The sequence below is a fragment of the Streptomyces sp. NPDC017993 genome (assembly GCF_044328065.1).
In the GTDB taxonomy this organism is placed as follows: domain Bacteria; phylum Actinomycetota; class Actinomycetes; order Streptomycetales; family Streptomycetaceae; genus Streptomyces.
The window spans coordinates 97969-111003 of record NZ_JBIRGO010000008.1; the positions used below are offsets into that span (position 1 = coordinate 97969).

The window sequence follows — 13035 nt, forward strand, 5'->3', positions numbered from 1 at the left end:
GCCGGCTCAGTGCATGTCGCTGAGGTCCCGTGGATAGTTCTCGACCACCGTGGCGAGCCGGCTCAGCATGCTGCGGTGGCGGAGCTGCAGGAGGGCGTCCAGGGCCGCGTTGTGCAGGAACCCGCCGGGCCCGGTCAGGGGGTGCTCGTCGACGATGACGAGGCTGTGCTCGCCCCACGGGCGGACATCGATGGCGATCCGGGCGGTGCCCAGCGGGCCGCTGTCGACTTCCAGCTCCAGCTCCCGGGGCGGGTCGCAGCGACGGACGATGGTGTGGCCGTTCAGCGGCCACGGCCCGATGCGGACGGTGTACCCGATGGTGGAGCCCAGCGCGGGCCAGATGCCCTCGTCGGGCCACGATTCGTCCGTGCCGACGACCCAGTCCGCGTAGCGCGAGCCATCCGCCAGGATCGCCCAGACCGCTTCCGGAGCCCTCTTGATCAGCTGATGCCTCACAGCCATGCGCTTCGCCCTCCGACATCTCGATGGAGCTGGTCGTCAGCGGTCGAAAGTCAGCCTAGGACGGCTTGTCGCGCTCGGCCGTCCGAAGACGGCCGGTGGTGCACGCGCCCGCGGCGGGCGCCCGGGCCTCTGGTCACCGCCGTGCACAGGAACTCCTGACCGTTCGGCCTTAGCTTGGAAATCCCCCTCCACGTCGGAATCCCGCTCCCGCCACCCACCTTCCGGCGGGCATCAGCAGGCCCGGCGGGGCGCAGAAGACGGAGACGTGACCATGGCCGAAGCGCTGCCTCTGCTGGGGCGCATCGCCGTGGTCACCGGCGCCGCGCGCGGACTGGGTGAGGCCATGGCGCGAGCGCTCGTACGGCGGGGCGCAACGGTGGCCCTGCTGGGGCTGGAGGAGCGCGAACTCGCCCGAGTGGCAGCCTCGCTGCCCGGCGGGAGCACGCATTGGCCGGTCGACGTCACCGACGATGCGGCGATGGCCCGGGTCGCCGCCGAGGTGACGGAACGCCTCGGGCCGCCGTCCGTGGTGGTCGCCAACGCCGGGGTCGCGGCGGGGGGACCGTTCCTGGACACCGCCCCGGCGACCTGGCGCCGTGTCGTGGAGGTCAACCTGCTCGGCAGCGCGGTCACCGCCCGTGCCTTCCTCCCCGGTCTGTTGCGTACGAGGGGCTACTACCTGCAGGTCTCCTCCCTGGCGGGCATCGCCGCCGCACCGATGATGTCGGCGTACTGCGCCTCCAAGTCGGGGGCCGAGACGTTCGCGCACTGCTTGCGCGCGGAGTTGGCGCACCGCGGCGTGGGAGTGGGCGTCGCCTATCTCAGCTGGGCCGACACGGAGATGATCAGAGCCGCCGAAGGGCACGCGGCCATGCGGGTACTGCGCACCGGGCTGCCATGGCCCGCCTCGAAGACGTACCGCGTGGATCCGGTGGCCGCCCGCCTGGTCCACGGCATCGAGCGACGCTCCCCCGCCGTTTACGCCCAGCCCTGGCTGCGGGCCGCCCAAGCGGTACGGGCGGGCCTGCCGGGGATCGTCGCGCGCCGTTCCCGGCGCGAGTTCGCGCGCCTCACCGGCCGCTCCGACGTCACCGCCACCGGTCTGCTCGGGGCGGGCGGCGAGGCGGCGGAACGCCCGCTGCCGCCGGGTCAGGAGAGACCGCAGGAGCAAGAGAAGCTGCCGGATCAGGGGAGACCGCCGGATCAGGAGGCACCCGGCGGACCGGCCGGCTGAGCGGTCCGGGCCGCGCACGGCCACCGGTGCGTTACGCCGAACGGGTGAAGCGAGGGGAAGGGGGTGGAAGGTCTCGGCAGCGCGGCGAACGCGCCGTGGCCAGCTGCTCAATCCGCGCCGCCCCGCTCCGCGCCATCGTCCACGGCGCCGCCGGTGGCATGAGTCCTGCGGCGGTGGCTGGTGTCGCACCAGGGGTAGATCCTGCTGCGGCGGCATACGCACAGGGCGACCGTCGGGCGGTCGGAACGGGCGATGGTCCCGTCGGCCAGCGTCACCTCGACGGGCCCCTCGATCAGCATCGGCCCGTCCGGCTCCTGCGTGACGCGCCGGGCGTCACGGCCCGATGGCCTGATCGGGGCCGCCCCACCGGCCTCCGGGGCGGGCGGGTCACTCCGGTCGCCGCGCACGGATGACCACCAGCTCTTCCTTGTCCTGGCCCGGCGATATCAGCCCTCGGGCCTCCAACCAGGCGGCGCGGCTGCGCAGCACCGGCCCGAAGGGGACCATCCGCCGGTCGGTGACGGTCACGTCGAGCCCCGCGTGCTCCAGCTGCTCCACCGTCGGCGCGGTGCCGCAAAGGGTGGAGTGGACCAGCAGCAGCACACCGCCGGAACGCAGCATCGGTGGCGCCTGGGCGCACAGCTGGTCCAGCACCGCCCTGCCGTCCGTCCCGGCCTCCCAGGCACGCGCCCGGCCGCCCCGCGGCAGCTGGGGGGCGGGCGAAGGCACATAGGGCGGGTTCGCCATGATCAGGTCGAATCGCTGCCCGGCCACCGGCTGCAGCAGTTCGCCCCGGTAGGCGCGGATCCGGCGGCCGTACCCCGCGAACCAGGCGTTCAGCCTGGTGGTGAGAACCGCCGCGGCCGATACGTCGACGGCCGCGATCCGGGCCGCCCCGGCCCGCGCGGCGGCCACGGCCAGCGTGCCGCTCCCGGTACCCACATCGAGCACCGCAGCATGCGCCGGCAGCGCTTCCCGCGCCAGCGCCGCCACCATCGCGTCGGTGTCCCCCTGGGGTGCGTAGACGCCGGGAGGCCGTATGCAGAGCACAGACCCTGGATAGCTTCTTTGCGGGTACTCCGCACGTTCGACGTCAGATGTCCCTTGCCTCCAGAGGAGTGTTGGCCGGCCCTTGGAGCACCGAGCCGTCGGGCGCGAACCGGGAGCCGTGGCAGGGACACTCCCAGGCCCGCTCCGCGGAGTTGAAGGCGACCAGGCACCCGAGGTGCGTACAGCGTGCCGATACGGCATGTGTCGTGCCCGCGTCATCGCGATAGACAGCGCACCGGCGGCCCCGCACCCGCACGACCGCGCCGCTTCCCGGCGCGATCTCGGTGACCGAGTCGGCGTGCGAGGAGCGCAGTCGGTCGCCGACGAAATGCTGGGTGACCTCGGCCTGGTGCTTGAGGAACGCGGGCGCTTCACGGACGGCGCTCCAGAGCCGCCGCGGGTCGTAAAGCCCCGCCCATGGCGGTTCGTTCCCGGTGATCAGTCCGGTCAGCAGCTGCCCGGCCATCACTCCCCCGCTCATGCCCCAGCCACCGAATCCGGTGGCGACGTAGGTGTGCCGGGCACCGGGGTGGAAGTGGCCGACCAGCGGGACCGTGTCGGTGGCATCGTTGTCCTGCGCCGCCCAGCGATAGGCCACTTCGGTGCCGGGGAAGTGCCGCCGGGTCCAGGAGGTCAGACGTGCGAAGCCCTCGCGTGCGTCGCCCGTCCCCGGCTTGAAGGTCTCCCCCGTGACGATCAGCAGCCGCTGCCCGTCGCCGTACGGGGCGGTGCGCACGGACCGCTTGCCCTCCTCCTCGGTGATGTACATCCCGCCCGGGTCGCGGTCGGCCGCGATCGGCGCCGCCACCACGAGTTCGCGGCGTGGCGAGAGCCGGGTGAAGAGCAGGGCGCGGTCGAAGACCGGGTAGTGCGTGGCGACGACCACGTCCTGCGAGGTGACGACCGCCCCTGACTCGGTCTCCACCCGGCAGGGTGTGCCCTCGCTCAGTCCGGTGGCGCGGGTGCGCTCGTGAATGATGCTGCCGCGCGCCCGGAGGTCCTCCGCCAGCGCGAGCAGATACTTCCGCGGGTGGAACTGCGCCTGATCCTCGACCCGCACGGCCCCGGCCACCGGGAAGGGCAGCCCGGTCTCGGTGACGAACGACGCGGCCAGTCCCGCTTCCTCGGCGGCTTCGGCCTCCGCCCGCAGCGCGTCCGTCCCGGAAGGGTCGCAGCCGTAGGTGTACGCGGGGAAGCGCTCCAGCTCGCACTCGATGCCCAGCAGTTCCGCGACCTCGGCGACCCGTTCGACGGCGCCTTGCTGGGACCGGGCATAGGCGCGTGCACCGTCGGCTCCCCGGGTCCGGCGCAGCCGCTCGTAGACGAGGGTGTGCAGCGAGGAGAGCTTGGCCGTGGTGTATCCGGTGACGCCGGCGGCGATCCGGTCCGCTTCCAGGAGCGCGACGCGGCGGCCCGCCCGGGTCAGCTCCCACGCGCAGCTCAGGCCCGCCACACCGCCGCCGATGACGGCGACGTCGACCTCGGTGTCCTCGGCGAGTGGGGCGTAGGACGTGCTGCCGGTCGTCGCCATCCAGTACGACTCGTCTCGGCCGGTGGCCGCGGAAGATTGGGGCATGGTGTGACGGGTTGCCCGCATGATCCCCGACGAAGCACGAAACTCCCGCGTCTCCCCCGGGAGGGCGTAGTCCTCATGGGTGTCAGTGCTCTGTCCCCGGCGGCCAAGTGCCCTGTACCCGGCGGCCTTCAGCTCAGCCTCCGAACTGTCCGGCCTCAGGCGGTCGAGGTGGTGTCGCCCTCGTACATCTCCTGCGGCGTGAGGCCCGACAACAGCAGCTTGGTCTCCACCAGCAGCCCGCCGCTGACCTCGGCGGCAGGGCCGGTCTGCTTACGGAAGTCGGCGGCGAGGGCGTCGTAGACGGCCCAGGCTTCCTTCCACGCCCAGTCCTGCCGGGACCGCTCCTCCTTGGTGGACCGGGGCTGTTGCATCAGGTCGCGGTCCGCCTCGCAGAGCCTCGCCGACTGCGCGGCGAGGTCGGCGTAGCGGGTGAGGAACTCGGTGCCGGGGGCGGTCAGACGGGCTTTCTCTCCCGCCGTCCCGCCCAGTACCCGGGTGATGGCGGTGAGGTGGCCGACAGTGCGTTCCCACACGGCGTCGGCCTCCGAGGGCGGCGGCGGAACGGAACGCCGCAGCCGCCAGCCGGGATTGAACCGGGAACTCTCATGCGTCCACCGCCGGGCTTCGGCCAGGCCGTGCAGCACCTGGTCCAGCCGGCGGGCGCGGTCGTGCCACCCCGCGGCGTCCGACTCGCTCCACTCGCCGCGCAGGCCCTCCGCCATGGCATCCAGCAGATCGGCGCTGTCCCGGGACAGCCGCTGCAACTGGTCGCGCACATTGCGCAGATGAACCGGCGGAAGCACGAGAGCATTGACGGTGACCCCGATGACCGCACCGATCAAGGTCTCCATCAGGCGGTGGCCGACCTCGGTCAGGGAGTACGCGCCGTAGGAAATGACGAACAGCGCGGTGGTGGCCCCGTAGATCCCCTGGCTGCCGAACCTGCGGTAGGTGCCCACCAGGACCGTTACCGGGATCGCGATCAGCATCGCCCCCAGCGTGCTTCCGCCGGTCATCGCCATCGCCGCGGACGCCCACAGCGCGCCGGCCACGATCACCGCGAACTGCTGCACACCGGAGTGCAGGGACCGGTAGACGGTGGCGTTGACCAGGACCAGCGCCGTCCACGGCGCCATCAGCGCCAACGGGGCCTGCAGCCACCAGCCCGTCAGTGCCCACGCCAGAATGGCGGCTGCCGCCGCTTTGAGCGACTGGACCATGGTGTCGCGTTCCGGCCCCGACTCCCGCAACGCGCTGCGCACCGTACGGCCGATGGCCGCCAGCTCCCACCCCAGCCACCGCCATGCGATGGCCAGCTGCTCTGCCCCTGGCACTGCCCCTCCTCACGGATGATCCCTTGTGGGCGCCGCCGCGTCCTGCGGCTGCCGCCGTAACGCCATGGCGTGGCGGCGAGTACCCGCGGTGATCACGGATACTCCTGCGGGTCGCCCCGTAAGGCGCCTGGCGGCACGGATCGGGCGAGCAAAAGCCTGTCCCGGGGTGCGCGGCCGGACGGGCACCCGATCCCGCCGTTCGCTCACCCCACCTCCTAACGACAATCTTCCTCATACGGGGCTTGGCTCCGCATCTCCGCATACGCGGCCCGCCCCCACAGCCGCCGGTTGCCTGGAACCCCGCCGGAGTACGGGGCCGGGTGCCCATATCTCCGGCGAAAGCGTCATCGGGCAGCTCCGGCCCTGCGCCTTGGAAAGCCGAGAGCCCTTCCCGGTACGCACCTTCGTGGTGCAGACTCCCGGTGACACCACAAAGGAGGTGACCGCGGCATGATCATTCGCGCTCTGGGCCGTCGGCTGCACACCTGGTTCATCCGCACCTCTACCGCGCTCCCGGCGGGGCGCAGGTCGCACCACATCAGTTGACCCAGCACTCCCCCACGGCAGTGCAAGCCGGTCCGTAGCGCCGCCGCGAGAGGCGCGGACATCGCCCTCCAGGTCAAGCAGGAGCCCACCAGCAGGTCGACGGGCCTCAACCTGACCGACAGCCGCGGGCAGCAGGGGCGGTTGGCCGGCAACCGTGGCCGTCCACGCCTGCGCGGTCTCCGATCAGCGCGATGGATCCGTTGGCGCGTGCAGGACGTGCTTCACCTCCGTGCTCCGGTGGTGCGCCGGTCCGCGATCGCACTCGTAGATGCCGCCGTCGGGCGCCACCTCGCCGGGCCGAAAGTCCCTGTCTCACCCATACCTCCTGCCTACGCCCGACCTGCGGGCCGCGCGCAGCCCGACGCCCTTCCGGACCGGCATGCAAGCCCGGCTGGAGAGGGTCCAGCCGGGCTTGGGCTTCGAGGGCATCTGCGCGTCGACGCGCGCCGGCCTGTCAGTGGCGTCCGTGAGCGGAACTCGCGGCGCCGCCGAACAGCCGGGCCACGGCCGGGAACGGCAGCGTGACGACGGTTCACCCAGGTCAGGCTGGGTGCGGTCAGCGGCCCAGAGCCTTGCGCAGCTCCTGCTTGTTCATCGTCGAGCGGCCCTCGACGTGCTTCTTCTTCGCCTCCTCGTACAGCTGGTCCTTCGTCGGGCCCTGCGGGCCGGCCCCGCTGCCGGAGCGCTCGCCACCCCGCTGGGGGGCCGACTTCGGGTCGCGAGTCGAGACCTTGCTCGCCGACTTCGCCTCCCCGGATCGGGCCCGCTCCTTGTTGACGGTTCGCGCGGCGATCTCCTTCGCGCGTCCCTCGGAGGTGCCCCGTTCCTTGGCGCCTTCCTTGATGTGCTCGTACTGCCGCTCCCGCTTGCGGTTCGATCCTGCAGGCATGACCTGCTCCTCTCACCAACTGGACGTTCTTCGCGCGTGTGCCCGCAGCCATACGGGCGATGCCCGTGCCGGGGTGCACTACCTACTCCACGCCGAAAGGAGTCCACCCGCGACCGGGCGAGCCAGTCGGTCCCAGTGCTGCAGCCGGCGGCCGGGCCACGGCGCTTCATCCGCCGCCCCGGGGGCCGGTCCGCGCACCTCGAACCGCCGGTAGGGGGCAGGGCACCGACCGGTTGAGGAGCACCACAGGCCCCGGATGCGGTTCGGGGTCTTCGTGCCGAGGTTGGTCAGTGGCGTGGTGCCGATTCCCCGACGCACGATCAGCTCACCTTGGGGAAGGCAGCACGCAGCGCCGAGCCGCGGGTGATGAACGCGGATCGGATGATGGGCAGCATGCAGACGATCTGCAACACGGCGTACCACGGCGGGCAGATACCCGGGATCAGGTCGACGCCGATGATGGCGATCGGCATGATGACGACGAGGGCGCTCACGCGCTCGAAGGCCCGACGAGATCCCTGGGAAGCGGAGACGGTCATCCGGTGGATCACCACGGCGACCACAGGCAGCAGTACTGCCCGGACCCACATGAATGTGTTCACCATTTGACCGCTGCTCGACACCACGATGACCGTCAGGAAGGCGACGGCGCTGAGCACGCCGTAGACCTTGAGGCTGCGCTTCGCCGCGTCGAAGGCTTCTCGGGTGCGGGGGTCGTTGAGGAGTGCTGCGTCGGTCCCGGTGTGCGCGTTGTTTTCCATGCTCACCGACGCTACGAACCGCTTGGCGAAGGCGGTATCGGCCTGGACACACGGGTGGGTGGGGCTAGCCCTACTCCTTTGCCGATCCGGGCAGTAGCGGGCTCCGCGCGGTGCACAGTGGGAGCACCGAACGGAAGGCGAAGGAAGAGTCATGAGACAGCTGGGTTCATGGGTGGCGCGCGCCGGGGTGGGGTTCGTGCGGGCGTGCGTCGTGGCCGCCGTCAGCATGCTGGTCCCGGCCGTCTGGGCCGCCGCCGTGGCGCTGGGGATCTGGTGGGGGCCGGCAAACCCGTGGTCCTGGATAGCGCCCTTCATGCTGGTGTGCGTGGGCACGCTCGCCCTCTCCCGCCCGGTCTGCCGGATCGTCCGCGTCCTCGTCACGAGGTGGACCGCCACCGTCATCCCGGCCGGCTACCGGCAGGCCGGGGAGGTGACGCGGATGTCCACCGGGTACTGGTGGAACGGCTTTTCCTACGAGCGCAGCCGTCGTGACGCCCTCCTGGACCAGAAGTGTCGGGTCCGGTGGAGCGACCCCGCCAACTGGCGTGACCTGCGGTTCACAGGGATCGTGCCGCTCACCGCGGGCGTGATCGCCTCCCTCCCGCCGGCCGGGGTGGCCGCGGCGGTCCTCGGGCTCGGCCGGCCGGCCCCCGCCGCGCGCCTCGTCGGAGCACTCGGCGTGGTCGTGGCCGTCGCTTCCGCCCCGTATGCCTGGCGGGCCATCGAGCTGGTGGCCGTCCGCTTCCTGCGCCCGTCACCCGCGATGGAGCTGGCGGGCCGGGTGGAGGAGCTGACCGCCCAGCGTGCGGACGCAACGGTCGCTCAGGCCGCAGAGATCCGCCGGATCGAGCGGGACTTGCACGACGGAGCGCAAGCCCGCCTGGTTGCGCTCGGGCTCTCCCTGGCGACCGCCGGGAAACTGATGGAGACCGACCCCGGCGGTGCCAAGGCCCTGATGCGGGACGCGCAGGCCGGCGCGACCGCCTCACTGGCCGAACTCCGCGAGCTCATTCGAGGGATCAGCCCGCCGGTACTGACCGAGCGTGGGCTCGTCGACGCCGTCCGCGCCCTCGCCCTGAACATCCCCCTCGACGCGGCCGTCAGCGCCGACGCCCCACTGCGCCTGGAACCGCCGATCGAGTCCGCCATCTACTTCGGCATCTCCGAGCTGCTGACCAACGCCGTCAGACACGCCCAGGCATCCCGAGCGCACATCTCCCTCACACAGGACGACACCGGCATCATCGCCGAGGTCGAGGACGACGGCCGGGGCGGTGCCGACGTCCGGGCCGACGGCGGGCTGGCCGGCCTGCGCCGCCGCCTCGCGGTCTTCGACGGCACCCTGGAGATCACCAGCCCGCCGGGCGGCCCGACCCACGTCAGGATGGCAGTGCCATGCGCATCGTCGTAGCCGAAGACCTCTACCTCCTGCGCGACGGGATGGTGCGCCTGCTCCAGGCATACGGGCATCAGGTGGTGGCGACGGCGACCACCGGGCCCGAGACGCTCGACGCGCTGCGATCGTGGCGCCCGGATGTGTCCGTCATCGACGTCCGCATGCCACCGAACCATTCGGACGAGGGCCTGCGGGCGGCCCTCGCCGCCCGCGGCGAGATGCCCGGGCTGCCGGTCCTCATCCTCTCCCAGCACGTCGAGCAGCTGTATGCCCGGGAACTCCTGGCCGACGGCTCCGGTGGGGTCGGCTACCTCCTCAAGGAGAGCGTGTTCGACGCCGACCAGTTCATCGACGCCCTGGAGCGCGTCGCGGGCGGCGGGACCGCCATGGACCCGGCCGTTATCGCGACACTGCTGTCCAACACCTCCCCGAACCGGGGACTCAAGCAACTCACCGAACGCGAGTACTCCGTGCTGGGCCTCATGGCCGAGGGACTGTCCAACCAGGCCATCGGTCGCCGCCTCTTCCTCAGCGAGAGCGCCATCAGCAAGTACACCACCTCCATGTTCGACAAGCTCGGCATCACCAGCGACGACACCAACCGCCGCGTCCGCGCCGTCCTCACTTACCTGAACAAGCCCTAGCCCGCGGGTACTTCGCGGCGGCCCGATCCGATCGGCGCACCTATTGAGCGGCACAAGGACGTGAACCCGCTGAGAGTGGGAACACGTGTTTCCTCAGCCGTTGCCTCGCTTGGGGAGGACGCCATGACCGTGACGGGTGCGTCGAAGGCGTACATACCGCAGCACGAAAGTCTCTCCTGCCGCGGAGCGGATAACCCGCCGATCGAGGAACGGCAGGAGTCTGCGCGGGAGCGTGTGAACCGAAGATGGAACGAGATCCTGCAGGAGACGAGAGTCGCGCAGACCGGCGTACAGATCCTCTTCGGTTTCCTGCTCAGCGTGGCGTTCACTCCATATTTCCATGAACTGGGGGCCTTCGACCACGCCGTCTACGTGATCACCGTGATACTCGGGGCTTCCGGCACCGGAGCACTGATCGCGCCGGTGTCGATCCACCGCTTTCTCTCCGGTCAGCGCATGAAGGACGACATCATCGCGATCGCGGGCCGGCTGATGGTGTGTGGCATGGTCCTCCTCGCGTTGACGATCGGCGGCACCCTCCTCCTGCTCCTTCATGTCGTCGTACCGAGCCTCCTCGCGGAACTGCTCGTCGGGGGTGTCATGTTGTGGTTCGCTGTGTGCTGGTACGTCCTGCCTGTTTGGCTTCGTCGGCGCTCTGCCCGCCGAACCGAGGCATAGGCTGTAGTGGGTGAGACGTGACCGGATCCGGCGCAGGTTGTCCTGCCCGACCAACGCCAGCCCGCAGCGCCGAACTTCTCGCCGAGGCCCGCCGCGACACTCGGCTCACCTAGTATCCGTATTCACTCAGCTCCGTGATGCCGGCGTAGAAGTAGCTCCATATCTCGCCGCTGCGCGTCTCGGGGTTGAAGAAACCGGGCGCTAGCGCGTCCATCTCCGCCATGAACACCTCGGCCGCGTTCTCCTCGTCCGGGTACGGATACCAGCAGGCGTTGTTGTATCGGCGGATGCCTTCCAGGTATCGGGTAAAGACATCGAGATCGGGGGCAATTTCGATGGCCTCCCAGCCGTAGCCATCCTGTCCCTGCGAATCCCAGGCTGCGAAAACCGTGCCATCGCGGCGGTGCAGATAAAGATTGCCATGGTCGGATGTGCCCAGGCTCAACAGATCTGCAGCCTGAGTTCCCTGGGGCAACCGGACGCCTCGGAGGGCGTCGTCTCCTGGTGTCGTCAGGGAGTTGGTGGGGAGCAGGTCGATGCTCTCCCATCCGCACACCCAGCCCAGCGGCAGACCGATGTCGCGCAGATGCCTTCGGCTGGAGGGGTGCTTGAGTTCCCCGGGCAGTTCCTCTGCGGGTATCCGGCGTACGTCGTACGGCGCGAACGCCGCATCGACACGTTCGGCGGTGAGCGGCCCCGTCGGCGCCGCAAACGCCGGTACCCGTCCGGGCGTTCCCGCCCCCGCCGAGGAGTGGTCCATCTCCCCGCGTGGCCAGTCCCGGAAGATCTCCGGATCGGTCTCCAGCAGCGCGATACCGTGCGCGTCGCCATCGACGAGGTAGCGCATCCGGCCATCCGGACCCGAGACCGGGGTGCTCTCTGCCCAGTCCTCCGGCACGGACAGTTCCAGGTCGCTCAGGTAATCCGCCTCTCCATCTCCCGGGCGCGGACCCTTCACGGGCTGTGCCGCACCTTCCGCCGGAGGCGGAACCCGCGCGCCCGTCTCCAGGTCGAGCCAGACGTTCCCGCCCAACGTGCCGACCTCGATCAGCTCCCGCCCCTCGTGCACAAAACAGCACGCCCCACTGTCCATCAGGCGGTTCGGGTGCGCGTCGAACCTCCCCATCGGCCGCCACCAAGCCCACACCGTGCGCCACGGCATCCCCGTCTCGGCGGCCGCGATCCGCTCCGCGTACGCGTCGTGCCCGAGCGCCTTCGCAGCGAACTGCAGCCACGACGCGAACTCCGCACGCGAGACCTCAGATCCGCCGAACATCGCCTCGGCCTGCTGGAACACCTCACGCCCGACATGGTGCTCAGCGGCCATATCCTCGATGTGCTCCCGAACCTCGGCCCGCCCTGCGGCCAGCAGCCGCACCGGATCGTCCAGCACAGAATCCGTCGGTTCACCCGTACCACTGATCATGAACTCATCATGGCAGCAGATTTGACACCGCAGAGAACCTGCCGACCGGCCCCTGGAGCCCCGACGTCCAGTACTCACGGGCTGCTGGCGCGCTCGTTGTTTCCACTCCGGTCACGGCCCTGGCGAACCAGTCAGTGCCCGTCCCGCTTTCGCCTTGCTGAGGAGACCTCGCCGATCAGCGGGATTCCGCGCCTCGTACGCTCGCCCTTCAAGCCAACAGGCCGTCGGAGAGGGAGAGGGAGCGCATGACGGGGGACAAGAACATACGCGGGCTCGCGACAGGGGCCGGCCGAGCGGCCCAGCCGGTCGAGCACGCTCCTCCTCGACGCCGCCCGGGCCCCGTTCACTGGCTCTTGTTCAACAGCGCGTGCGTTGCGGCCTCTGCGGCCCTGATGTGGTTCTCGCCGGTGGTGCCCCTGCCGGCACTGCTGCGCGGCACGGGCTTCCTCATCTCCGCGCTGCTGATCCCCCTGGCGCTCATTCTGGTGCCGGTCTTCTGGTTCCGCCGCGTTCCTCGGAAGAAGCGAAAGGTGGCCTGGGAGCTCGTCATCGCCGTCATCGCCGCTGTTGGGCTTGCGGTCGTCTCCTATGGGGCCGGCGAAGATCGGGCAATGCAGGAACGTGGCCGGTGGACCAAGGCCGTCGTGGTCGAGGTCGAGGACCTCAAGAGCGACAAGTGCACGCTGCGCACGCGCGACGGCCAGGAGATCTCCCCTCGGCTGGGGGAGGGCGACGGCTGTGATGCGGATCGCGTTGAGCCAGGCGATGAAGTGCAGGTGTTGTACGACCCCGAGGGCGCGGCCGGTCCGGCGGACGAGATGGCGACCGGCTCGTACGGAGGGGTGATCGGCGGCCTGACAGCGCTGATCGTAGCGACGGGCACGTGCGCATGTGTACGGATGAATCGGTGGGACAACGAGTACGACGGGGACACCCCCTAGGACAAGGCGGTGGGGACGAGGCCCGCTGCTGCCCTGGCAAGGGACAGGCTGCCTCCCAGACTCATCAACATCACCCGACGTGGTTCGGGGTGCCTCCC

The 13035-nt window shown here is 70.4% G+C and carries 13 protein-coding genes; 5 read left to right on the forward strand and 8 right to left on the reverse strand.

The window, feature by feature from the left end:
- Positions 1-6: 6 nt before the first annotated feature.
- Positions 7-462 carry an SRPBCC family protein gene (locus ACH4FH_RS16410; protein WP_398556511.1) on the reverse strand — a complete coding sequence of 152 codons (456 nt, stop codon included), beginning with the start codon at positions 460-462 and terminating at the stop codon, positions 7-9.
- A gap of 271 nt (positions 463-733) precedes the next feature.
- Here ACH4FH_RS16410 and ACH4FH_RS16415 point away from each other — a divergent pair, with 271 nt between their 5' ends.
- On the forward strand, positions 734-1696 hold the full coding sequence (locus tag ACH4FH_RS16415) for an SDR family oxidoreductase (protein ID WP_398556512.1): 963 nt from the start codon (positions 734-736) through the stop codon (positions 1694-1696).
- A 107-nt stretch (positions 1697-1803) separates the two neighbouring features.
- Here ACH4FH_RS16415 and ACH4FH_RS16420 read toward each other — a convergent pair whose 3' ends face one another.
- The 6 genes from ACH4FH_RS16420 to ACH4FH_RS16445 all read right to left on the reverse strand — a co-directional run bounded on the left by ACH4FH_RS16420 (position 1804) and on the right by ACH4FH_RS16445 (position 7852).
- A complete protein-coding gene (locus ACH4FH_RS16420; RefSeq protein WP_398556776.1) occupies positions 1804-2049 on the reverse strand; it encodes a CDGSH iron-sulfur domain-containing protein in 246 nt (81 codons plus the stop codon).
- 34 nt (positions 2050-2083) lie between these two features.
- On the reverse strand, positions 2084-2746 hold the full coding sequence (locus tag ACH4FH_RS16425; protein ID WP_398556513.1) for a HemK2/MTQ2 family protein methyltransferase: 663 nt from the start codon (positions 2744-2746) through the stop codon (positions 2084-2086).
- Positions 2747-2789: 43 nt separating this feature from the next.
- Positions 2790-4322, reverse strand: coding sequence for an FAD-dependent oxidoreductase (locus ACH4FH_RS16430; RefSeq protein WP_398556514.1), 1533 nt, complete (start codon positions 4320-4322; stop codon positions 2790-2792).
- Positions 4323-4477: 155 nt separating this feature from the next.
- Entirely contained in the window at positions 4478-5656 is a 1179-nt protein-coding gene (locus ACH4FH_RS16435) for an aromatic acid exporter family protein (RefSeq protein ID WP_398556515.1), read from the reverse strand.
- A 1102-nt stretch (positions 5657-6758) separates the two neighbouring features.
- The gene (locus ACH4FH_RS16440) at positions 6759-7091 is read right to left on the reverse strand and encodes a plasmid stabilization protein (protein ID WP_398556516.1); all 333 of its coding nucleotides are present in this window, start codon (positions 7089-7091) and stop codon (positions 6759-6761) included.
- Positions 7092-7411: 320 nt separating this feature from the next.
- Positions 7412-7852: a hypothetical protein gene (locus ACH4FH_RS16445; RefSeq protein ID WP_398556517.1), complete on the reverse strand. Its 441-nt coding sequence runs from the start codon at positions 7850-7852 to the stop codon at positions 7412-7414.
- 151 nt (positions 7853-8003) lie between these two features.
- Between ACH4FH_RS16445 and ACH4FH_RS16450 the strand changes: the two genes are divergently transcribed.
- The 3 genes from ACH4FH_RS16450 to ACH4FH_RS16460 all read left to right on the forward strand — a co-directional run bounded on the left by ACH4FH_RS16450 (position 8004) and on the right by ACH4FH_RS16460 (position 10570).
- Entirely contained in the window at positions 8004-9263 is a 1260-nt protein-coding gene (locus ACH4FH_RS16450; RefSeq protein WP_398556518.1) for a sensor histidine kinase, read from the forward strand.
- Positions 9248-9892, forward strand: a complete 645-nt coding sequence (locus ACH4FH_RS16455) for a LuxR C-terminal-related transcriptional regulator (protein WP_398556519.1) — start codon at positions 9248-9250, stop codon at positions 9890-9892. The genes ACH4FH_RS16450 and ACH4FH_RS16455 overlap by 16 nt, the downstream gene beginning before the upstream one ends.
- A gap of 123 nt (positions 9893-10015) precedes the next feature.
- Positions 10016-10570 carry a DUF6328 family protein gene (locus ACH4FH_RS16460; protein WP_398556520.1) on the forward strand — a complete coding sequence of 185 codons (555 nt, stop codon included), beginning with the start codon at positions 10016-10018 and terminating at the stop codon, positions 10568-10570.
- Between the two features lie 109 nt (positions 10571-10679).
- Here ACH4FH_RS16460 and ACH4FH_RS16465 read toward each other — a convergent pair whose 3' ends face one another.
- Positions 10680-11963: an SUKH-4 family immunity protein gene (locus tag ACH4FH_RS16465; RefSeq protein ID WP_398556521.1), complete on the reverse strand. Its 1284-nt coding sequence runs from the start codon at positions 11961-11963 to the stop codon at positions 10680-10682.
- A 278-nt stretch (positions 11964-12241) separates the two neighbouring features.
- Here ACH4FH_RS16465 and ACH4FH_RS16470 point away from each other — a divergent pair, with 278 nt between their 5' ends.
- Positions 12242-12937, forward strand: coding sequence for a hypothetical protein (locus ACH4FH_RS16470; protein ID WP_398556522.1), 696 nt, complete (start codon positions 12242-12244; stop codon positions 12935-12937).
- Positions 12938-13035: the final 98 nt, after the last annotated feature.

What these genes read in the sequence shown, in the direction of transcription:
- ACH4FH_RS16410 (WP_398556511.1), bottom strand. Translation starts at nt 462, where the DNA reads ATGGCTGTGAGGCATCAGCTGATCAAGAGGGCTCCGGAAGCGGTCTGG.
- ACH4FH_RS16415 (WP_398556512.1), top strand. Translation starts at nt 734, where the DNA reads ATGGCCGAAGCGCTGCCTCTGCTGGGGCGCATCGCCGTGGTCACCGGC.
- ACH4FH_RS16430 (WP_398556514.1), bottom strand. Translation starts at nt 4,322, where the DNA reads ATGCCCCAATCTTCCGCGGCCACCGGCCGAGACGAGTCGTACTGGATG.
- ACH4FH_RS16440 (WP_398556516.1), bottom strand. Translation starts at nt 7,091, where the DNA reads ATGCCTGCAGGATCGAACCGCAAGCGGGAGCGGCAGTACGAGCACATC.
- ACH4FH_RS16445 (WP_398556517.1), bottom strand. Translation starts at nt 7,852, where the DNA reads ATGGAAAACAACGCGCACACCGGGACCGACGCAGCACTCCTCAACGAC.
- ACH4FH_RS16450 (WP_398556518.1), top strand. Translation starts at nt 8,004, where the DNA reads ATGAGACAGCTGGGTTCATGGGTGGCGCGCGCCGGGGTGGGGTTCGTG.
- ACH4FH_RS16455 (WP_398556519.1), top strand. Translation starts at nt 9,248, where the DNA reads ATGCGCATCGTCGTAGCCGAAGACCTCTACCTCCTGCGCGACGGGATG.
- ACH4FH_RS16460 (WP_398556520.1), top strand. Translation starts at nt 10,016, where the DNA reads ATGACCGTGACGGGTGCGTCGAAGGCGTACATACCGCAGCACGAAAGT.
- ACH4FH_RS16470 (WP_398556522.1), top strand. Translation starts at nt 12,242, where the DNA reads ATGACGGGGGACAAGAACATACGCGGGCTCGCGACAGGGGCCGGCCGA.